Here is an 18,899-nt window from a genome sequence, read left to right on the forward strand (position 1 = left end):
GCTGCACCCCGAGATCGAGAAAACCCGGCCTTTCGGCCGGGTTTTTTCATTTGTCGCTCTGGTGGCGGAGCCGAAGCCGCGCCAGCGCCTCGTGCCGCTCGGCCTTGCGCTGATCGCCGAGCGCCTGCTCGACGAAATCCATATGCGCCGAGACCGCCGCGCGCGCGGCCGCCCCGTCGCGGGTCTGGATCGCGGCATTGATGGCGCGGTGCTGCTCGAGGAGCGCGTCGCGCGTCGGCCGATTGCGGAACATCACCTGGCGGTTGTAGAACACGCCCTCCTGCAACAGATCGAACATCGCGCGCATCATGTGCAGCATGATGACATTATGGCTCGCCTCGACGATCGCCATGTGGAACTGCGCGTCGAGCTCGGCCTCGTCGGAGGGGTTTCGCTTGGAATGCGCGGCCTCCATGCGCCGGAAAAGCGTGTCGATCACCTCGAGATCGGTGTCCGAGCCGAGCCGCGCGGCGCGTTCGGCGGCGAGCCCCTCGATATCGCGGCGAAACGAGAGATAGTCGAAAACTGCGTCGTCATTATGGGCGAAGAGCCGGATCAGCGCGGGCGAAAAGGCCGAGCCGAGCACATCGGCGACGAAGATCCCCGAGCCCGCGCGGGTGGTCAAAAGCCCCGCCTCCTGCAGCTCGGCCACCGCTTCGCGCAGGCTCGGACGCGAGACGTCGAGCCGCTCGGAGAGCTCGCGCTCCGAGGGCAGGCGCTCGCCCGGGCGCAAGATGCCCTGCAAGATCAGCCCCTCGATCTGACGAACGACGGCGGCGGCGAGCTTTTCCGATTCGATCTTCTGAAATGGCATAATGTCCCCCTCCGGTTCAGAAATATGACCGGTCGCGGGCTTTGCCAACGCGATTCCACGAAAAAACCGGCCAGGCGCGGGCCCGGCCGGTCTGAACCGCGGCTGCGTTGCGTCAGGTGTTCGGGCGGATGATGAATTCCACGCGCCGGTTCTGCGCACGCCCCTCCGGGGTGAGGTTGGTCGCGATCGGCTGATCCTCACCGCGGCCATAGGCCACGACGCGCCCGCGCGGCACGCCCGCACCGATCAGGATCTCGGAGACCGAAGTCGCGCGCGATTGCGACAGGCGCTGGTTATAGGCCGCGTCGCCGGTGTTGTCGGTATGGCCGACGACCTCGACGGTGGTGTCGGGGTAGCGGTTGAGGCTGCCCGCGAGGGTGTAGAGATCGCGCTGCAGATCGGGGCGCACCGCGGCGCTGTCGGTCGCGAAGAGCACGTCTTGCGGCATGGTCACGACGAGGCGGTCGCCGGTGTTCACGACCGAAACGCCGTTCGAATCGAGATCGCGACGGAGCTCCTGCGCCTGTTTGTCGAGCGAAGAGCCGATCGCGCCGCCGATCAGCCCGCCGACGACGGCGCCGGCCGCGGCCTTGGCGAGCTTGTCGTCGCCCTTGCGGGTGGCGCCGAAAACGCCGCCGATCAGCGCGCCGGTGATCGCGCCGGAGTTGCGATTCGCGTTCGGATCGGTGTTCGAATAGCCCGTGTTCATGGTGCCGGTCGTGCAGGCGCCAAGCGCGATCAGACCGGCGGCGCTGAGCATCAGGGTTTTGGATTTGAACATTTTTGCCTCATGACATTGGCCCCACCCCCGGGGCGTCGGGGCTACATTATCCGATCGCGCGGCGGTTGTTCTATCCATTCGATGCGGGTGGCAGAAAATTGCGCATCACTTCTCGGGGAGAGCGGCGTGAGCGCCGGCCTCGGCGCGGGCGGCCTCGCGCGCCAGCAGCGCGCGTTTGACCCCGAGCCCCCAGTGATAGCCGCCAAGCGCGCCCGATTTGCGCAAGGCGCGGTGGCAGGGGATCAGGAGCGCGAGCGGGTTGCGCCCGACCGCGGTGCCGACTGCGCGGGTGGCGCGGGGCGCGCCGATCCGCGCCGCGAGCGCGGAATAGGTGGTGACCTCGCCCGAGGGAATCGCAAGCAGCGCCTCCCAGACCTTGATCTGGAAGGGCGCGCCGATCAGCACCATCGGCGCCTCGCCGCGCGCGCCAAGGGCGGCCTCGACCCAGAGGCGGATCGAGTCCGGGTCTTCGACGAGGCGGGCGTTGGGCCAGCGCGCGGTGAGATCAGCGAAGGCGGGTTCGAAGCCGGTTTCGGCGGTGAAAGCGAGCCCGCAAAGCCCGCGCGGGGTGGCCACGGCCAGCGCCTCGCCGAAGGGCGAGGCGAAGCGGCCCCAGCGCAGGGTGAGCCCCGCCGCCCCGGCGGCAAATTCGCCCGGCGTCATCGCCTCCCAGCGCAGGAGCAGGTCATGGAGCCGCGCGCTGCCCGAGAGGCCGAGCCGGGCGGCGGTGTCGCTTACCGGCGTGCTGCGCGCGAGCAACTCCCGCGCGAGCGAGAGCGTCAGATATTGCTGATAGCGTTTCGGCGAAACCCCGGCCCAGGCGCTGAACAGGCGCTGAAAATGCGCCGGGCTCATCGCGAGCCGCGCGGCGAGCTCCTCGAGCGAGAGCGCGCGGCCCTCGGCCTGCGCCGCGTCGATCTCGGCAATCGCCCGGGCGATCACGGCGTAATGGTAGCTCTGTTCGGCCTCTGTCATCGCATCTCTCCGGTTTCAGGGGAGAGTAGCGCCCGCGCGCGCGGGCGGCGACCCGAAAGCTGCGCAATCCTCAGGCGGCGAGGCGCTGGCTGCGGGCGGTGCGCTCATGGCGGAACATCGCGACCTCCCAATCCGCGAGCGTGGCGCGGGCGGCGAGTTTGTGGCCCGTCTTGAGCCGCGCCATCAGCGCCGCGCGCACCCGATCGGGCAGGAATTGCGCGAAACTCGCATCGGCATGGACGGAGGCCACCCAGAGCCCCTCGGCGAGCACCACCTCGGGCGTGTCGAAGAGGAGCGTGTAGAGCGTCCGATGGCCCTCCGCCGGCGCGGCCTGCGGCGCGAGATGCTCGGCGGCGGCAAACATTTCGCTCTCCCCGAACCACAGCTCGAGATCGGCGCCCGCGAGCAAGATCCCGGTTTGCGGGCTCAGCAGCAGATCGCGCTCGGGCTGCAGCGGGCCAAAGGCCTCGGCGGCGACGGCGCGCGGGCGCGTCGCCTCGGGCGCGCGGCGGGGCATGTTGTGGGTGCCGAGCCACAAAAGCGGGCGGTAGCCGTTGTCGCGGGTCAGCACCCGGTCGCCCGGGCGCAGCCAGTCGATCGGTTGCGGGCCGTCATCGGTGGCGATCATCGTGCCGGCGCCGAAGGCGGGCATCAGCGCGATCTCCTCGGGGCTCGCCGGGCGCGCGCCGGTGCCCAGCGGCGCGGCCTCGCGATAGAGCTCGCCCGGGGTGAGGTATTCGCTGGGCAGGAACATCACCAGCCGGCCATCGATCTCGATCCGGTCGAGGCGGATCGTGCCGCCGCCCGCGCGTTCGAGCAGCACCGGGATATCCGCCGTCAGCACCCCCGCGACGCGGACACAGCCCGTCACATCGACGAGCCGGCTACCGCCGCTGTCATGCACAAGGTCGAGCATTTCGATCTCGTGGTCGAAATGGTCATCGAGCTGCCACAGCCCCGCCTCGCGGTCCTGCTCCAGCGCATCTACCGGGTAGCCGAGTGTCATCAAAGCCTCCGCCCTTGCTTCTGAGGCAGTTTTGCCGCGACTCGGGAAACAACGGGTTAAGATCGCCGAAAGATTGTCTGCAATTTGTGCAAAATTCCGCAGATCGGCGCGGCGCTCTTGCCCGGCGCGCGGGGGGCGGGCATAGCTTGGCCATGATGAAACAACTCGATTACGCAAGGATGAGCGAGGTCTTCGCGCGGTTTGCCGCCGCCGAGCCCGAGCCGAAGGGCGAGCTCGACCATACCAACGCCTTCACGCTTCTGGTCGCGGTCGCGCTCTCGGCGCAGGCGACCGATGCGGGGGTGAACAAGGCCACGCGCGGGCTCTTCGCGATCGCCGACACGCCGCAGAAGATGCTCGATCTCGGGCTCGATGGGCTGACCGAGCAGATCAAGACGATCGGCCTGTTCCGCCAGAAGGCCAAGAACGTGATCCGGCTGAGCGAGATCCTCGTCGAGCGCTTCGGCGGCGAGGTGCCGTCCTCGCGCGCGGCGCTGATGAGCCTGCCCGGCGTCGGCCGCAAGACCGCCAATGTCGTGCTCAACATCTGGTTTCATTACCCCGCCCAGGCCGTCGACACCCATATCTTCCGGATCGGCAACCGCACCGGCCTCTGCCCGGGCCGCGACGTCGAGGCGGTCGAGCGCGCCATCGAGGACAATGTGCCGGTGCAATACCAGGGCCACGCCCACCACTGGCTTATCCTGCACGGGCGGTATATCTGCACCGCGCGCAAGCCGCGCTGCGCGGACTGCCTGATCCGTGATATCTGCCAATTCGAGGAGAAAACCGCGTGAAGACCTATCAAGTCGTGGGCATCGGCAATGCCATCGTCGATGTGATCGCCCAATGTGATGACGCGTTTCTCGCCCGGATGGGGATCGAGAAGGGGATCATGCAGCTCATCGAGCGCGAGCGCGCCGAGGAGCTTTACGCCGCGATGGGCGAGCGCACCCAGGCCGCGGGCGGTTCGGTCGGCAACACGATCGCGGGGATCGGCAATCTCGGCCTGCGCACGGCCTATATCGGGCGGGTGCGCGATGATGTGCTCGGGCGGTTCTATGATGCGGCTCTGGCGGGCGAGGGGACGGATTTCCCCAACAAGCCGGTCGCCGCGGCCGATCTGCCGACCTCGCGCTCGATGATCTTCGTCACCCCCGACGGCGAGCGCTCGATGAACACCTATCTCGGCATCTCGGCCGAGGTCTCGACCGAGGATGTGCCGCTCGAGGTGGTGGAGAGCTGCGAGTTTCTGTTCCTCGAGGGCTATCTCTTCGACAAGGATCACGGCAAGGCGGCGTTCCTGAAGGCCGCCCAGGCGGTGCGCCGCACCGGCGGTCAGGCGGGCATCTCGCTCTCCGATCCGTTCTGCGTGGACCGCCACCGCGACAGCTTCCGCCGGCTCCTGCGCGACGAGATGAATTATGTGATCGGCAATGAACGTGAGTGGGAATCGCTCTACCAGACCGATCTGGACAGCGCGCTGGCACAAGCGGCGGCGGAGTGCGACCTCGTGGTCTGCACTCGTGGCGGCACCGATGTCGTGCTGATCCGCGGCGCCGAGCGCGTCGAGGTGCCGGTGCATCGCGTGACCCCGGTCGACACCACCGGCGCGGGCGATCAATTCGCCGCGGGCTTCCTCTATGGCTGTGCCACGGGGCGCCCGCTCGAGGTCGCAGGCCGGATGGGCTGCATCGCCGCGGCCGAGGTGATCAGCCATTTCGGCGCCCGACCCGAGACCGATATCGGCGCCCTCTTCCGCGCGCAGGGGCTGTGACAGGCCCCGGGGGCGCGGCCCCCGGACCCCCGGGATATTTGGGCATCATTGAAGGGCAGGGGGCTTGTTTCAATGATGCATAAATATCCCGGGGGAGGCGTAGCCGGGGGCAGCGCCCCCTGCACGGGATTTCACAGGCGCGACGCCGTGGGGGCTGGACATTGCCCCCTGCGCAGCCCAGATCGAGGCAAGGGTAACGGAGACGCCAGATGAGCCAGTTCATGATCTTTTTCGGGGTGATCGCGCTTGCCATGGCGGTGTGGCTGTCGCGGTTCCAATGGGCCAAGGCGATCGCTTTGGTGCCGGTCGGGGCGCTGGTGCCGGCGTTTTACGGTGCGGCGGTGAACTGCGGGCTCGGCTTTGCGCTCGACTTCTTCGGGCCGGGCGCCTGCGAGGGCGGCCACGCCCCGCGCGCGGTTTTCGCGGCGCTTTATGTCATCGCGCTGGCGCCGGTTCTGGTCGGCACGCTTCTCGTGAAGCTTCTGCGGATCGTGGCGGCGCGGCGATGATCGGCTTCCTGCGCCTTGCGGTTTTTGCGGCGGCGCTGGCGGGGGGGGCTTATTGGGCGCTCCTGATCTATTTCTGCTCGCTGCGCCGGGAGGCGCTCGAGAAGGACTGGGACACGGCGCCGCAAGCCGAGGGGCCGGCTGCGCGCGACCGTTTCATCGAGGCGGGGATGGCGGACTATGAGCACAGCCTGCGCCGCAAGCTCCTGTGGGGCGTGCTTGTCCTGCCGGCGGTCGTGATCGGGCTTTTGATTTATCTCGTGAATTACGCGTGAGGGTGAGATGCGCTATATGAAATGGACGTTCTGGGCGCTGGTTGCGCTGATCATCGGCGGGTTTTTGCATTACACGCTGCCCCAGCATGACATCGTGCGGGTGGTGAACACCTATCAGGAGCGGCAGGATCTCGGCGATTGGACGAGCATCTTCTGGTCGACCCCGGATGACCAGTCGGGCACGCTGACCAACCGCGATGTGCAGTTCATCTCGACGATCCGCACCAACGGCAAGCCGATGGTCTATCGCAATGAGGATACCGGCTGGCACTGGCCGCCCTATTTCAAATTCGATACCGCGAGCCTTCTGGCGGAAGCCGAGGATCTGAAATCCTCGCCGGAGAACCCGAAATGGGCGGTGATCACCCATTACGGCTGGCGAAATGAGCTCCTGTCGATCTTCCCCAATGCGGTCTCGATCAAGGCGGTCGCGGGGCCAGATGTGCGGATCATCCCTTGGGTCAATATCGTGATTTTGACCGTCATGGTGCTGATTTTGCTCACCATTCGGGCGATGTGGCTGCAGTTCAAGGAGCGCTCGATCGACCCGGTTCTCGAGGATGTCGAGGAGGCCTGGGACGATGTCGAGGAGGCGGCCGATGCCGCGGGCAGCCGCGCCAAGGGGGTGCTTGGGCGGCTGCGCGACTGGATGCTCGGGCGGCGCTGATCAGGCGCCGAAGGGCAGGGTGATGCGCCGCGCGCGGGTCAGCGCGCGGGCCAGCGCGCCCCCCGCGAGCCCGGGCGCGAGCCGCAGGCAGGCGGCGATCCCCGGCGCGCCGAGGCTCGGCGTGCCTGCGGGCAGAAGGGTCAGAACCCCGGCGGGCAGCCGCGCGGCGGCCTCGCGCGCCTCCGGCGCCTCGCTCGCCCAGATCACCCGATTGCCGAGCGCCACGGCGGCGAGCGCCTGATCGAGGCTTGCCGCCTCGAGCGCGACCACGCCAAAGGGGGCGCGCAGGTCAATTTCCATCCGCCCCTTCGCGGGGATCGCGGCCGCGCCGCTTGGCGCCTCGGCGAGCGGTGCCGGGCCGAAGCCGCGCAGCCGCGCGGCCCGCTCGGCGCCCGACAGCGCGCTCCAGCTCGCGGCTTTTTCGGCGGCGGCGAGGGCGGCGCGCAGCGCCTTGTCGGCGGTCTCGGGGGGGCTGGCCTCCTCGGCGGCGAGGCCGACAAGGCCGATCTCATTGATGAACACCTGCCGCGCGGCGACCCGGGTGGCGAGGTCGAGCACGGTGGTGAGCGATTCGCTCCAGATCGAGACGGCGCGGCCCTCGGCGAGGTTGTTGGCGAGATCGACCGCCTCGTCGGGGGTGCGGAAGGTGGTGAGCGTCGCGACCGGGCCGAGGAGCGGGCGCCCGAAGGCGCGGTTTGCGGGGGCAACGCCGGTGAGCAGCGCGGGGCGCGCATAGGCGCCCGCGGGCAGGGTGGGGGCCTCGGCCTCGATCAGCGCGGCGCCCGCCGCGACGGCGGCCTCGAGGGCAGATTGCAGCGCCTCGAGCGCCTCGGCGGAGCGGAGCGGGCCGAGGTCGGTCGTGCCATCGAGCGGGTCGCCCAAGCGCAGCGTGGCGAGGCGGCGGGCGAGGCGCGCGGTCAGCGCCTCGGCGACGGCTTCGGCGACCAGAACCCGGCCAAAGGCGGTGGGCAGTTGCCCGAGGCCGGACCAGACCGCGCGCGCGACCCCCTCGACCGCGGCGTCGAGATCGGCATCGGCCAGCACGATCAGCGCCGGGCGCGCCGCGCCCTCAGGGGGGCTGAGCTGCGCATCGGCGGGGCAGACGGGCGCAGCCGCAACCGGCAGGACGGTGAGGGCCCCCTCGGGAAGCCCCGCGTTTTCAAGCGTTTGCGCGAGCGCGAGCGCCGCGGGCGCGGCCTCGGGCGGGCAGAGCGCGACCAGCGTCTCGCCCGCGGCCAAGGTCTCGGCCAGCGTCTCGACAAGGCTCAGGAGCGGTGCGGCGGGCGCGAGCGTGGCGCAAATCGCGCCGCGCGGGGCAAGCGGCGCACCCGCCTCGGCGTGCCGCGCCGCGGCCAGAAGCGCGGCCTCCGCCGCCGGCAGATCCACCCGCGCGATCTCGCGCAGCGCCCGGCCCGTGCCGAGGGTTTCGAGCTCGGTCAGGAGCCGGCTTTGCGCGCCCAGCGCAAGCGCCGCGCGGCGCAGCGCCTCGGCGCGGTCGGCGTCGGCGCGCCCCGCCCAGCCGGGCTGCGCCGCGCGCGCGCGGGTCAGGGCGGCGGCGATCTCGCCCGCATCGGCGAGGCCCACTTCGGCCCAGGCCGCGCCGGTCGCAGGCGAGACGAGCGCGACCGGCGCCCCCGCCCCGCCAAGCCGCCCGGCGGCGGCAATCCAGTCTTGGGCGGCCGCGACGCTTTCGGGGGCGGGGCCATAATCCATCTCGGCGAGAAGTTCGGTCACGTTCGGCATCTTTCCCTCAGGCGCGTGCAAGGCTCTGGGGCGCGACGGGGCGCCCGGTGACATAAGCGGTGAGTGCGGCTTCGATATCGGCGAGCATCGAGGAGGCGCCGAGGCGGAAGAGATCGGGGCGGAGCCAGCGCGCGCCCAGCTCCTCGCGCATCAGCACCTGCCAGGCGATCGCATCGGCCGCGCTGCGCATGCCGCCGGCCGGTTTGAACCCCACCGCATGGCCCGTGCGCGCGCCATAATCGCGCGCCGCCCGCACCATGGTGAGCGAAACCGGCAGCGTCGCGTTCACCGCTTCCTTGCCGGTCGAGGTCTTGATGAAATCGGCGCCCGCCTGCATCGCCACCATCGAGGCCTTGTAGACATTCGACAGCGTCTGCAGATCGCCGGTCGCGAGAATCGCCTTGAGATGCGCCGCCCCGCAGGCCTCGCGCATCGCCGCGATCTCATCGTAAAGCGCGGCCCAATCGGCGCGCAGCACATGGGCGCGAGTGATCACGATGTCGATCTCGGCGGCGCCCTCCTCGACCGCATAGCGGATCTCGGCGAGGCGCAGCGCGAGCGGCATCAGCCCGGCGGGAAAGCCCGTCGCCACCGAGGCGACCGGCACGCCCGAGCCCGCCAGCGCCCGCACCGCCGCGCCCACCATCGTCGGATAGACACAGACCGCCCCGGTCGTCAGCCCGGCCACGCCCAGCCCCTCGGCCACCTCCGGCGCAAGCGGTGCGCGCGCCTTGGCGCACAGCCGCGCCACGCGGTCCTCGGTATCATCGCCCGCAAGCGTGGTGAGATCCATGCAGCGGATCGCATTGACGAGCCAGGCCGCCCGATGCGCGCCCACAAGCGGGCGGCGCGCGCCAAGCTCGGCCGCGCGGGCCTCGACGGCGGGGGTGTTCACCGCGGCGCGCTGAAACCAGCTCGGGTCGAGCGGCATGCCGGGGTTGCGGCTGTCGGAGGGGGGATGGGCCATGGGTCTGCTCCGGGGACATCTGGCCCGCAGGCTACCCCGCCCGGCACGCCGCCGCAACGGGGCGAGATTTTCATTGCCTTGACGCAAGGGATCGGTCACCTCAGGGCAGAGACGAGGCCTTGGGGCAGCGCATGGTGGGTAATGGTGACGATCGGGTCAATTTCGCGATCGAACGGTTGATGGAGCCCGGCGAGGGCTGGCGGGCGCTGGTGCGCGAGATGGTCGCGCACTGGCCCGATGTGGCGCCGCTCGAGATCGGGTTCTCGCTGGTGGCCGCGGCCGCCGCGATCGAGGCGAATTTCAGCGCCGAAAGCCCCGCCCGCGAAGGCGCCGAGATCGGCTATCGGCTGGCCGCGCTCGTCAGTGTCGATTTCTACGCGATGCAGCTTCTCGGCCTTGCGCGCACCCGCGCGGCGGATTTTCTCGCCTATTGGGAGCAGGATCCGTTCTTCGCCCGGCTCTGACGCAAAAGCCCCGCCGGGGCGGGGCTTTCAGGCACTCTCGCAATGATCAGGCGTTCGCGGCGCGGATCTGATCGGCGGCGTCCTTGTTGAACGCCACGCCCTTCGCCTCGAAGAGCTGGTCGAGCTCGCCCGAGAGGGTCATCTCGGTGACGATATCGCAGCCGCCGACGAATTCGCCCTTCACATAGAGCTGCGGGATCGTCGGCCAGTCGGAGAAATCCTTGATGCCCTGACGGATGTCGGCATCGGCGAGGACGTTCACGTCCTTGTAGGTCACGCCCATGAAATTCAGCACACCCGCGACGCGCGAGGAAAACCCGCATTGCGGCATTTCCTTGGTGCCCTTCATGTAGAGCACCACGTCGTTGGTTTCGATATCCTGCTTGATCTGGTCGATCGCGGTCATCGGGGAGGTCCTTCCTTTGAAACTTCGGGAGGCGCTTACGGCGCCTTGGTGGTCAGCGCGAGCGCATGGAGCGGCGCGCTCGGCCCGTCCATCGCGCCTTTCAGCGCGGCAAAGACGGCACGCTGCTGTTGCACGCGGTTGAGGCCCGCGAAGGAAGCGTCGATCACCTCGGCCGCCCAGTGATTCCCGTCTCCGGCAAGATCGGTGATGGTGATCTTGGCATTGGGAAACCCCTCGCGGATCAGGGCTTCGATATCATGGGCTTCCATCGGCATGGGCGTCTCCTCGTCCTCGGGACGGCGTCTTGGCGTCCTTTGGGGCCAATCTAGGCTCTGGGGCAGGAGGCGGCAAGGGGGAGCGGCGCTCTGCCGCTCGGGCGCGGCGGCTCTGGCGGGCGGCGAAAGGGCGTATTTGGACCAAGAAGAAACCAGGGCGGGGCTCTGCATTTCTTCTTGGCGAAAATACGCGCGGGGGGTGCGGGGGGCGGCAAGCCCCCCGTCCGCGGTCTCAGCCCTCGACGGCGGCGGCAAAGGCGCTGCGGTAGAGCGTCGAGAGATCCTTGAGCGGCGCCGAGGCCGCACCGAAGGCGACGGTGGCGCCGCCAAAGGTGCCAACGCGGTCGAGCGGCACGCCCGCCGCGCGCGCCGCCGCCTCGAGCGCATCGGCGCCGGCCGCGTCGCAGGCGACGAGATAGCGCGCCTGATCCTCGCCAAAGAGCGTGCCGATATCGGCGGCGTCGAGCTGCACGCCGATGCCGGCGCCTTCGGCCATCTCGAAGGCCGCGAGGGCAAGCCCGCCATCGGCGAGATCGGTCGCGGCTTTCACGAGCTTGCCATTGGCGCGCAGGAATTCGCCATGCTTGCGCTCATCGGCCAGATCGACATGCGGCGCATCGCCCGCTTCGATCCCGAAGGCCTCATAGGCCAGCGCCGATTGGCCGAGATGGCCGTGGCTCACGCCGATCACCAGCGCGATATCGCCCGCCTCCGGCTGCCCGGCGATCAGATCGTCGAGCGATTTCAGCAGGCCCACCGCGCCGATCGTCGGCGTCGGCAAGATGCCCGAGCCGTCGGTCTCGTTGTAGAGCGAGACGTTACCCGAGACGATCGGGAAATCGAGCGCCTTGCAGGCCTCGCCGATGCCTTTGATCGCGCCGACGAACTGGCCCATGATCTCGGGCTTTTCGGGGTTGCCGAAGTTCAGGTTGTCGGTGGTGGCCAAGGGCAGCGCGCCGACGGCGGAGAGGTTGCGATAGGCCTCGGCGACGGCCTGTTTGCCGCCCTCATAGGGGTTGGCCTTGACGTAGCGCGGGGTCACGTCCGAGGTGAAGGCCACGGCCTTGTCGGTGCCATGCACGCGCACCACGCCCGCGCCCATCCCCGGGCGGCGCACGGTATCGGCCATGACCTGAGTGTCATATTGCTCGAAGACCCAGTTCTTCGCGGCATAGTTCGGCGAGCCGATCAGCGCCTTGAGCGCCTCGATCGGGCCGATCTCGGGCAGCGCGGTGAGCGGCGCGGCGGCCGGGGTCTCGACCCAAGGGCGGTCATATTCGGGCGCGGCGGAGGAGAGTTTCGAAAGCGGGATATCCGCCTTCACATCATTGCCGTGCAGGATCAGGAAGCGGTCCTCGGCGATGGTCTCGCCGACGATGGCGAAATCGAGATCCCATTTCTCGAAGATCGCGCGGGCGACATCCTCTTTCTCGGGCTTGAGCACCATGAGCATCCGCTCCTGGCTTTCCGAGAGCATCATCTCATAGGCGGTCATGTTGGCTTCGCGCTGCGGCACGGCGTCGAGTTGCAGCTTGATGCCGAGGCCCCCCTTGTCGCCCATCTCGACCGCCGAGCAGGTCAGACCCGCGGCGCCCATGTCCTGGATCGAGATCACCGCATCGGTGCGCATCAGCTCCATGCAGGCTTCCATCAGGCATTTCTCGGTGAAGGGGTCGCCGACTTGCACGGTCGGGCGTTTCTCCTCGATCGTCTCGTCGAATTCGGCCGAGGCCATGGTCGCGCCGCCGACGCCATCGCGGCCGGTCTTTGCGCCGAGATAAACCACCGGCATGCCCACACCCGAGGCCGCGCAGTAGAAGATCTTGTCGGTATCGGCGAGGCCCGCGGCGAAGGCGTTCACGAGGCAGTTGCCGTTATAGGCGGCATGGAAGCGCACTTCGCCGCCGACGTTCGGCACGCCGAAGCAGTTGCCGTAGGAGCCCACGCCCTCGACCACGCCCTTGACGAGATGGGGGGTTTTCGGATGCGAGGGCAGGCCGAAGCTGAGGCTGTCCATCGCCGCGATCGGCCGCGCGCCCATCGTGAAGACATCGCGCAGGATGCCGCCCACCCCGGTCGCCGCGCCCTGATGGGGCTCGATATAGGAGGGGTGGTTGTGGCTCTCCATCTTGAAGATCACCGCCTGCCCGTCGCCGATATCGACCACGCCCGCGTTCTCGCCCGGGCCGCAGATCACCTGATCGCCGGTGGTATGCAGCGTGCGCAGCCATTTCTTCGAGCTCTTGTAGGAGCAATGCTCGTTCCACATCGCCGAGAAGATGCCGAGCTCGGTGAAGGTCGGCTCGCGGCCCATGATCTCGAGCAGGCTCTGATATTCGTCGGGCTTCAGGCCGTGGGCGGCAATCAGGTCTGGGGTGATTTGCGGCTCGTTCATGGAATCCTCCGAAAGCGCGGGCGCGGCGGGTGCCGGGTTTGGCTTTCTTTAGGCCAAACCGCCTTGCTGGGAAAGGGGGCGCCACAGGAAAAGGGGCGGCTTGCGCCACCCCTTTCGAGCCGGTCGGACGCGGCTCAGACCTGCGCGTCGAGGATCTCGAGAAGACCCGACATCGTATAGCCGAGGGTCAGCACGCCTTGGGGGCTCGCCGAGCCCTTCGGCACGTCGATCTTGAAGACCGAGGCCTTGCGGTTCTCGATATTGTCCGAGACGCGGATATAGACGGTATCGGCGGCCTCACCCGGGACGATGCGCTCGATCGAGCCGATCGCGCCGCCGTCGGCGGTCACCACCGCGCCGGGCTGGCCGGCATCGGCGTCATTCTTGGCAAGGCCCGCCTGATCGTCGAGCACTTCGCTCACCGGCAGCGCGGCGGTGTTGTCCGAGGTCTTGACCGAGGCGGCGGCGCCGGTCTTCACATCGGCGATGCCGTATTGCGAGAGCGCGGCATCCGAGCCGAGCGAGGGGTTGGGCGCCACGACGCCGGCGTTTTGCGGGGCCTCGGCCATCGGCTGCGAGGCGATGCCCATCTTGTAATCGATCAGGCCGTGTTGGCCATCGGCGTCACTGGCCTGCGCGGCGAAGGGCAGGGCAAGGGCGCCGGCGGTGATCATCGAGCTCATCAGAAGGGTCGAACGTTTCATGGTCTCTCTCCTTTGCAATCTTGCGATCGGGAAGCGCCATCGGTGGCGCAGATGCCTCACCAACGTGCCGGGCGGGAAATGGGTCCGCCGTGGGGGCAAACGCTTGCGTGAGCGAGAGGTGAGAAACCGTGATGGAACGCCCCGGCCGGGCTGCGCCGGGCCTTGGGCAAAAAAAATGGCCGAGACGAAGCTCGGCCTTAGTCCAACAGGGAGGTAGAAGCTGCTGAGAGTTTCCTCTGATCAGCGGCTTCGATGCTGCATTTATGGGCGGTTTGTGAATCGTTCAAGGAGAATCGTGCTGCGCATGCAGCATATCAGCCATGCGGCTGCGGCATGGCTGGTTAATCGCCGATCAGATCGCCGGTTTGCTGGCGCCGGTAGGCGGAGATTTCCTCCTGCACGAAATCGCGGAAGGCGGTGACGCGGCGCGATTGGCGCAGCTCTTCGGGATAGGCGAGGAACACCGGCACCTCGATCGACTCGATCTCTGGCAGGACGCGTTCGAGCGCGGGGAAATCGACGGTGAGATAATCGGGCAGGACGCCGATGCCGATATGGTTCAACACGCCCTGCAAGACGCCGAAATAGTTGTTCACCGTCAGCGTCGAATGCACCTCCTGCGCGAGGATCTGCTGCACGAGCTGGGCGCCGGCGGAGACCTGCGGGGTCGCGGGGTTCTGGCAGATCAGCCGATGTTTGGCGAGATCTTCGAGCCGGTGCGGGCGGCCTGCGCGCTCAAGATATTGGGGCGAGGCGTAAAGGCGCATCTTGATGTTGAGAAGCCGCTTGCGGATCAGATCCGCCTGCGCGGGCTCCTTCATGCGGATCGCGACATCGGCCTCGCGCATCGGCAGATCGAGCACACGCTCCTCGAGCAGCAGGTCGATCTTCAGCTCGGGGTAGCGCTCGTAGAGCTTCACCAGCCGCGGCGCGAGCCACAGCGTGCCAAAGCCCACCGTCGTCGTCACCCGCAGCTCGCCAAAGACCTCCTCCTCGGAATCGCGGATCCGCGCCGCGGCGCTGTCGAGCTTTTTCGCCATCGTCGAGGTCGCCTCGAAGAGCAGTTCGCCCTGTTCGGTCAGGATCAGCCCGCGCGCATGGCGGTGAAAGAGCGTCGTGCCAAGCGCCTCCTCGAGCGCCCGGATCTGCCGGCTGACGGCCGATTGCGACAGGTGCAGCGCATCGCCCGCATGCGTCAGCGAGCCGGCATCCGCCACGGCGTGAAAAATTCTCAGCTTGTCCCAATCCATGGCGGCTCTCTCGATACTGGTACGCGGCAGGCGCGCGAGTTCTATCCTAACCCAGCGTGGATTAACAAACATGTTTCGTCTGAAATCCTTGTGAGGCCAAGATATTTCGGCATTTCCCGGCCCTTGGCGCCGGGCGCGTTCACAAACCGCCCAAACCGCAGGCAGAACGCATTTCGGGCGTTTATTTCCCACCGCGAGAGGCTTAGAAGGGGCCATCCGCCCCGGCGATGCGACCGGCGGCGAGGCTCGGGGAGGCAGGCATGGCGGTTGGGATTTTCGATAGCGGGCTGGGCGGGCTGACGGTCTATGCGGCGGTCGCGCAGCGGCTGCCCGAGATGGCCTTCGTCTATTACGGCGACAACGCCCATGCGCCCTACGGCGTGCGCGACGCCGAGGATATCTTCAACCTGACCTGCGCGGGGGTCGAGCGGCTCTGGGCGGAGGGCTGTGATCTGGTGATCCTCGCGTGCAACACCGCCTCGGCGGCCGCGCTCAAGCGCATGCAGGAAAGCTGGATCCCGAAAGACAAGCGCGTGCTGGGCGTCTTCGTGCCGATGATCGAGGCGCTGACCGAGCGCAAATGGGGCGACAACTCGCCGCCGCGCGAGGTTGCGGTGAAACATGTGGCGCTGTTCGCCACCCCCGCGACGGTGGCCTCGCGCGCCTTCCAGCGCGAGCTTGCCTTCCGCGCGATCGGGGTCGATGTCGAGGCGCAACCCTGCGGCGGCGTCGTCGATGCGATCGAGGCGGGCGATGAGATCCTGGCCGAGGCGCTGGTGAAAAGCCATGTCGAGGCGCTCAAGCGCCGGATGCCGCACCCCGAGGCCGCAATCCTCGGCTGCACGCATTACCCCTTGATGCAAAACACCTTTCAGCAGGCGCTGGGCCCCAATGTCACGGTCTATAGCCAGGCCAATCTGGTCGCCGAGAGCCTTGCCGATTACCTCACCCGCCGGCCTGAATTCGTCGGCCCGGGCACCGTCTCGAAATTCCTCACCACCGGCGATCCGGCCTCGGTCTCGGCCCATGCGACGCAGTTCCTGCGCCGGCCGATCCGGTTCGAAGCCGCCTGAAACCCTCCCAGAACGGAGCGCGACATGACCAAGAAAATCGCCATTCTCGGCGCCTCGGGCTACACCGGCGCAGAGCTCGCCCGGATCATCGCCACCCATCCCGAAATGGAGATCGTCGCGCTTTCGGGCGATCGCAAGGCGGGGATGTCGATGGGCGAGGTGTTCCCGCATCTGCGCCATCTCGGCCTGCCCGATCTGGTGAAAATCGAGGAGATCGATTTTTCCGCCGTCGATCTGGCGTTTTGCGCGCTGCCGCATGCGACGAGCCAGGCGGTGATCGCCGAGCTGCCGCGCGACCTCAAGGTCGTCGATCTCTCGGCCGATTTCCGGCTGCGCGACCCGGCGGAATATGAAAAATGGTATGGCAAGCCGCATTCGGCGGTCGAGCTGCAGAAAGAGGCAGTTTACGGGCTGACCGAATTCTACCGCGACGAGATCCGCGGCGCGCGGCTTTGCGCGGGCACCGGCTGCAACGCGGCCGCCGGGCAATATGCGATCCGGCCGCTGATCGAGGCGGGGGTGATCGATCTTGACGAGATCGTGATCGACCTCAAGGCGGGCGTTTCGGGCGCCGGGCGCTCGCTGAAGGAAAACCTGCTCCACGCCGAGCTCGCGGGCGGCACGATGCCCTATTCGGCCGGCGGCAAGCACCGCCACCTGGGCGAATTCGATCAGGAATTCAGCCTCTTGGCGGGCCGCCCGGTGCGGATCCAGTTCACGCCGCACCTGATGCCCTTCAACCGCGGCATCCTCGTCGACGCCTATGTGCGCGGCGAGCCGGAGGCGATCCATGCGGCGCTGGCGGCGCGCTATGCCGAGGAGACCTTCCTCGAGGTGCTACCTTTCGGCGCACTCCCCTCGACACGCTCGATCGCAGGCTCCAATTTCGTCCATGTCGGTGTCATCGGCGACCGGATCCCGGGCCGGGCCGTCGTCATGGTGGCGCTCGACAACCTGACCAAGGGCTCCTCGGGGCAGGCGATCCAGAACGCCAACCTGATGCTCGGGCTGCCGGAAACCGCGGGGCTGATGCTCGCGCCGGTCTTCCCGTGAGCTTGATTTAAGTCAGGGAAACAAGGGACGGGCGGCGCGATAAGCGCCGCATTGAGGAGGGAACGCGAATGAAAAGCCTCAAGAAGAAACGTCGGATCCAGGTTCTGGCGGTGGCGGCGGTGGCGCTGGCGCTCTCGACCGCGATGATCGGTTACGCGATGCGCGACGGGATCAATTTCTTCCGCGCGCCCTCGCAGCTCTCGGAGAACCCGCCCAAACCCGGCGAGGTCTTCCGCCTCGGCGGGTTGGTCGAGAAGGGCTCGATCAAGCGCGGCGCGGGCGAGACGGTGACCTTCGCGGTCACCGATGGCGGCGCGACGGTGCCGGTGCGCTTCACCGGCGTGCTGCCCGATCTCTTCGGCGAGAATCAGGGCATGATCGGCACCGGCTCGATGGAGGGCGATACTTTCGTCGCCAAGGAGATCCTCGCCAAGCACGACGAGAGCTACATGCCCAAGGAAGTCGTCGATGCGCTGAAGGAACAGGGCGTCTACAAGGACCCGAACTCCTGAGCGCGCGGCCCGTTCCGGGGCCGTTAACCGCCGCTTGAGACAGTTTCCCGGGGGAGCTTGGGGAATTGGATCATGAAATCAGTCAGAGAAATCGCGCAGGAGATCGTCGCTCGCGAGGGCGGCTTTGTCGACGACCCCGACGACCCGGGCGGGGCCACGAAATATGGCGTGACGCTGGCCACGATGCAGCGTCTCGGGCTCGACCTCAACCATGACGGCAAGATCACCGCGCGCGATGTCAGCGCGCTGAGCCGCGCGCAGGCGGTGCAGATCTTTGTGAGCCATTACTTCGAGGCGCCGAAGATCGGCGCGCTGCCCGAGGCGCTGCAGGCGAGCGTCTTCGACATGTATGTCAACGCCGGCGCGAACGCGATCAAGATCCTGCAAAGGCTGCTGAACCGGATGGGCCAGAGCGTCGCTGTGGATGGCGTGATCGGGCCGCAGACGATCGCGGCGGCGCAGGCGGCGGCGGAGGCCGCGCCCGATCTGATCGCCGATGCCTATGGGATCGAGCGGCGCAACTACTACTACAGCCTCGCCGACGCCCGCCCCGCGAGCCGCAAATTCGCGACGACGAAAAAGGGCGGCAAGGGCGGCTGGATCACCCGCGCCGAGGAATTCATCGCGCCGCGGTTTCATCTGACCGAGGCGCAGCACAAGGCGAGGGTGGCGAAATGGGGCTGATCAGCAAGGTGTTTGGCGGTGCGGCGGCGACGACCGCGCTCGGCAATGCGGCGACCGCGGTGGCCGAGGTCTTCGTGCCCAATGCGACGAAGACGATGGAGGCCTCGCAGGCGGCCTACCGGGCCGCGCTCGATGAGCATGGCGCCGAGTTCCAACATATCCGCCCCGGGTTTTTCGACCGCTTCGTCAATGGCTTGAACCGGATGCCCCGACCGATGCTCGCGCTCGGCACGCTCTCGCTCTTCATCTATGCGATGGTCGATCCGGCGGGGTTCTCGGAGCGGATGATCGGGCTCAACTATGTGCCCGAGCCGCTCTGGTGGCTACTCGGCGCGATCGTGAGCTTCTATTTCGGGGCCCGCGAAGCGCATTACTTTCGCACCAAGCCCGTTCCGGGCGCCCCGGCTACCGCAAGCGCCGGGGCTGAGGAGAATGCCGCGCTGATCGAACTCGGCGCGCGCCAGGCGGCAAGCTGAGGCAGAGGGCGCCGCCCCCTCGGGCTGCGCCCTCACCCCCGGGATATTTGTCCATCGTTGAAGGGAATATCGCCCTGCATTCAACGATGTGCAAAG

At 67.8% G+C, this 18,899-nt stretch carries 22 protein-coding genes; 11 read left to right on the forward strand and 11 right to left on the reverse strand.

Annotated elements, in window-relative coordinates; translation table 11 throughout:
- Positions 1–46: 46 nt before the first annotated feature.
- The 4 genes from LPB142_RS03490 to LPB142_RS03505 all read right to left on the reverse strand — a co-directional run bounded on the left by LPB142_RS03490 (position 47) and on the right by LPB142_RS03505 (position 3,576).
- Complete coding sequence (locus LPB142_RS03490; protein ID WP_068767225.1) at positions 47–814, reverse strand: FadR/GntR family transcriptional regulator; 768 nt, start codon at positions 812–814, stop codon at positions 47–49.
- 112 nt (positions 815–926) lie between these two features.
- Positions 927–1,595 (reverse strand): OmpA family protein, encoded by a 669-nt coding sequence (locus tag LPB142_RS03495; protein WP_068767224.1) that lies wholly within the window; start codon positions 1,593–1,595, stop codon positions 927–929.
- Between the two features lie 105 nt (positions 1,596–1,700).
- On the reverse strand, positions 1,701–2,570 hold the full coding sequence (locus tag LPB142_RS03500) for a methylated-DNA--[protein]-cysteine S-methyltransferase (RefSeq protein WP_071165529.1): 870 nt from the start codon (positions 2,568–2,570) through the stop codon (positions 1,701–1,703).
- Positions 2,571–2,640: 70 nt separating this feature from the next.
- Positions 2,641–3,576, reverse strand: coding sequence for a Hint domain-containing protein (locus LPB142_RS03505; protein ID WP_071165530.1), 936 nt, complete (start codon positions 3,574–3,576; stop codon positions 2,641–2,643).
- Positions 3,577–3,728: 152 nt separating this feature from the next.
- On the opposite strand from LPB142_RS03505, the gene nth reads away from it, so the two are divergent.
- The 5 genes from nth to LPB142_RS03530 all read left to right on the forward strand — a co-directional run bounded on the left by nth (position 3,729) and on the right by LPB142_RS03530 (position 6,801).
- On the forward strand, positions 3,729–4,373 hold the full coding sequence (nth, locus tag LPB142_RS03510; protein WP_071165531.1) for an endonuclease III: 645 nt from the start codon (positions 3,729–3,731) through the stop codon (positions 4,371–4,373).
- Positions 4,370–5,353: an adenosine kinase gene (locus LPB142_RS03515; protein ID WP_071165532.1), complete on the forward strand. Its 984-nt coding sequence runs from the start codon at positions 4,370–4,372 to the stop codon at positions 5,351–5,353. The genes nth and LPB142_RS03515 overlap by 4 nt, the downstream gene beginning before the upstream one ends.
- Before the next feature lie 209 nt (positions 5,354–5,562).
- Positions 5,563–5,862 (forward strand): hypothetical protein, encoded by a 300-nt coding sequence (locus LPB142_RS03520; protein ID WP_068767219.1) that lies wholly within the window; start codon positions 5,563–5,565, stop codon positions 5,860–5,862.
- Positions 5,859–6,134, forward strand: a complete 276-nt coding sequence (locus LPB142_RS03525; protein WP_083392586.1) for a hypothetical protein — start codon at positions 5,859–5,861, stop codon at positions 6,132–6,134. Before LPB142_RS03520 ends, LPB142_RS03525 begins: the two co-directional genes overlap by 4 nt.
- Positions 6,135–6,141: 7 nt before the next feature.
- On the forward strand, positions 6,142–6,801 hold the full coding sequence (locus tag LPB142_RS03530; RefSeq protein WP_071165533.1) for a DUF1523 family protein: 660 nt from the start codon (positions 6,142–6,144) through the stop codon (positions 6,799–6,801).
- Here LPB142_RS03530 and LPB142_RS03535 read toward each other — a convergent pair whose 3' ends face one another.
- Positions 6,802–8,544 (reverse strand): aldehyde dehydrogenase family protein, encoded by a 1,743-nt coding sequence (locus tag LPB142_RS03535; RefSeq protein WP_071165534.1) that lies wholly within the window; start codon positions 8,542–8,544, stop codon positions 6,802–6,804.
- A 7-nt stretch (positions 8,545–8,551) separates the two neighbouring features.
- On the reverse strand, positions 8,552–9,511 hold the full coding sequence (gene deoC / locus LPB142_RS03540; protein ID WP_068767216.1) for a deoxyribose-phosphate aldolase: 960 nt from the start codon (positions 9,509–9,511) through the stop codon (positions 8,552–8,554).
- Positions 9,512–9,642: 131 nt separating this feature from the next.
- On the opposite strand from deoC, the gene LPB142_RS03545 reads away from it, so the two are divergent.
- The gene (locus LPB142_RS03545; RefSeq protein ID WP_156506906.1) at positions 9,643–9,975 is read left to right on the forward strand and encodes a hypothetical protein; all 333 of its coding nucleotides are present in this window, start codon (positions 9,643–9,645) and stop codon (positions 9,973–9,975) included.
- A gap of 46 nt (positions 9,976–10,021) precedes the next feature.
- Here LPB142_RS03545 and grxD read toward each other — a convergent pair whose 3' ends face one another.
- From grxD to LPB142_RS03570, 5 genes are all read right to left on the reverse strand, one after another.
- The gene (gene grxD / locus LPB142_RS03550) at positions 10,022–10,381 is read right to left on the reverse strand and encodes a Grx4 family monothiol glutaredoxin (RefSeq protein ID WP_068767214.1); all 360 of its coding nucleotides are present in this window, start codon (positions 10,379–10,381) and stop codon (positions 10,022–10,024) included.
- 35 nt (positions 10,382–10,416) lie between these two features.
- The gene (locus tag LPB142_RS03555) at positions 10,417–10,656 is read right to left on the reverse strand and encodes a BolA/IbaG family iron-sulfur metabolism protein (RefSeq protein WP_068767213.1); all 240 of its coding nucleotides are present in this window, start codon (positions 10,654–10,656) and stop codon (positions 10,417–10,419) included.
- Positions 10,657–10,888: 232 nt separating this feature from the next.
- Complete coding sequence (gene purL, locus LPB142_RS03560; RefSeq protein ID WP_068767212.1) at positions 10,889–13,051, reverse strand: phosphoribosylformylglycinamidine synthase subunit PurL; 2,163 nt, start codon at positions 13,049–13,051, stop codon at positions 10,889–10,891.
- 134 nt (positions 13,052–13,185) lie between these two features.
- Positions 13,186–13,755: a hypothetical protein gene (locus tag LPB142_RS03565; protein ID WP_071165535.1), complete on the reverse strand. Its 570-nt coding sequence runs from the start codon at positions 13,753–13,755 to the stop codon at positions 13,186–13,188.
- A 341-nt stretch (positions 13,756–14,096) separates the two neighbouring features.
- Positions 14,097–15,005: a LysR family transcriptional regulator gene (locus tag LPB142_RS03570; RefSeq protein WP_068767210.1), complete on the reverse strand. Its 909-nt coding sequence runs from the start codon at positions 15,003–15,005 to the stop codon at positions 14,097–14,099.
- A 260-nt stretch (positions 15,006–15,265) separates the two neighbouring features.
- Here LPB142_RS03570 and LPB142_RS03575 point away from each other — a divergent pair, with 260 nt between their 5' ends.
- The 5 genes from LPB142_RS03575 (at position 15,266) to LPB142_RS03595 (ending at position 18,803) form a co-directional block, all read left to right on the forward strand.
- Positions 15,266–16,078, forward strand: coding sequence for a glutamate racemase (locus tag LPB142_RS03575; RefSeq protein ID WP_071165536.1), 813 nt, complete (start codon positions 15,266–15,268; stop codon positions 16,076–16,078).
- Between the two features lie 24 nt (positions 16,079–16,102).
- Entirely contained in the window at positions 16,103–17,131 is a 1,029-nt protein-coding gene (argC, locus tag LPB142_RS03580; protein ID WP_071165537.1) for an N-acetyl-gamma-glutamyl-phosphate reductase, read from the forward strand.
- Positions 17,132–17,199: 68 nt separating this feature from the next.
- Positions 17,200–17,643: a cytochrome c maturation protein CcmE gene (gene ccmE / locus LPB142_RS03585; protein ID WP_068767207.1), complete on the forward strand. Its 444-nt coding sequence runs from the start codon at positions 17,200–17,202 to the stop codon at positions 17,641–17,643.
- A 72-nt stretch (positions 17,644–17,715) separates the two neighbouring features.
- On the forward strand, positions 17,716–18,327 hold the full coding sequence (locus tag LPB142_RS03590) for a holin-associated N-acetylmuramidase (RefSeq protein WP_071165538.1): 612 nt from the start codon (positions 17,716–17,718) through the stop codon (positions 18,325–18,327).
- Positions 18,318–18,803 carry a holin family protein gene (locus LPB142_RS03595; RefSeq protein ID WP_068767205.1) on the forward strand — a complete coding sequence of 162 codons (486 nt, stop codon included), beginning with the start codon at positions 18,318–18,320 and terminating at the stop codon, positions 18,801–18,803. The genes LPB142_RS03590 and LPB142_RS03595 overlap by 10 nt, the downstream gene beginning before the upstream one ends.
- Positions 18,804–18,899 lie beyond the last annotated feature (96 nt).

The organism is Rhodobacter xanthinilyticus (genome assembly GCF_001856665.1).
Lineage (GTDB): Bacteria > Pseudomonadota > Alphaproteobacteria > Rhodobacterales > Rhodobacteraceae > Rhodobacter > Rhodobacter xanthinilyticus.

Coding starts and splice junctions, on each gene's coding strand:
- LPB142_RS03490 (WP_068767225.1), bottom strand. CDS start 814: ATGCCATTTCAGAAGATCGAATCGGAAAAGCTCGCCGCCGCCGTCGTT.
- LPB142_RS03495 (WP_068767224.1), bottom strand. CDS start 1,595: ATGTTCAAATCCAAAACCCTGATGCTCAGCGCCGCCGGTCTGATCGCG.
- LPB142_RS03500 (WP_071165529.1), bottom strand. CDS start 2,570: ATGACAGAGGCCGAACAGAGCTACCATTACGCCGTGATCGCCCGGGCG.
- LPB142_RS03505 (WP_071165530.1), bottom strand. CDS start 3,576: ATGACACTCGGCTACCCGGTAGATGCGCTGGAGCAGGACCGCGAGGCG.
- nth (WP_071165531.1), top strand. CDS start 3,729: ATGATGAAACAACTCGATTACGCAAGGATGAGCGAGGTCTTCGCGCGG.
- LPB142_RS03520 (WP_068767219.1), top strand. CDS start 5,563: ATGAGCCAGTTCATGATCTTTTTCGGGGTGATCGCGCTTGCCATGGCG.
- LPB142_RS03525 (WP_083392586.1), top strand. CDS start 5,859: ATGATCGGCTTCCTGCGCCTTGCGGTTTTTGCGGCGGCGCTGGCGGGG.
- LPB142_RS03530 (WP_071165533.1), top strand. CDS start 6,142: ATGCGCTATATGAAATGGACGTTCTGGGCGCTGGTTGCGCTGATCATC.
- LPB142_RS03535 (WP_071165534.1), bottom strand. CDS start 8,544: ATGCCGAACGTGACCGAACTTCTCGCCGAGATGGATTATGGCCCCGCC.
- deoC (WP_068767216.1), bottom strand. CDS start 9,511: ATGGCCCATCCCCCCTCCGACAGCCGCAACCCCGGCATGCCGCTCGAC.
- LPB142_RS03545 (WP_156506906.1), top strand. CDS start 9,643: ATGGTGGGTAATGGTGACGATCGGGTCAATTTCGCGATCGAACGGTTG.
- grxD (WP_068767214.1), bottom strand. CDS start 10,381: ATGACCGCGATCGACCAGATCAAGCAGGATATCGAAACCAACGACGTG.
- LPB142_RS03555 (WP_068767213.1), bottom strand. CDS start 10,656: ATGCCGATGGAAGCCCATGATATCGAAGCCCTGATCCGCGAGGGGTTT.
- purL (WP_068767212.1), bottom strand. CDS start 13,051: ATGAACGAGCCGCAAATCACCCCAGACCTGATTGCCGCCCACGGCCTG.
- LPB142_RS03565 (WP_071165535.1), bottom strand. CDS start 13,755: ATGAAACGTTCGACCCTTCTGATGAGCTCGATGATCACCGCCGGCGCC.
- LPB142_RS03570 (WP_068767210.1), bottom strand. CDS start 15,005: ATGGATTGGGACAAGCTGAGAATTTTTCACGCCGTGGCGGATGCCGGC.
- LPB142_RS03575 (WP_071165536.1), top strand. CDS start 15,266: ATGGCGGTTGGGATTTTCGATAGCGGGCTGGGCGGGCTGACGGTCTAT.
- argC (WP_071165537.1), top strand. CDS start 16,103: ATGACCAAGAAAATCGCCATTCTCGGCGCCTCGGGCTACACCGGCGCA.
- ccmE (WP_068767207.1), top strand. CDS start 17,200: ATGAAAAGCCTCAAGAAGAAACGTCGGATCCAGGTTCTGGCGGTGGCG.
- LPB142_RS03590 (WP_071165538.1), top strand. CDS start 17,716: ATGAAATCAGTCAGAGAAATCGCGCAGGAGATCGTCGCTCGCGAGGGC.
- LPB142_RS03595 (WP_068767205.1), top strand. CDS start 18,318: ATGGGGCTGATCAGCAAGGTGTTTGGCGGTGCGGCGGCGACGACCGCG.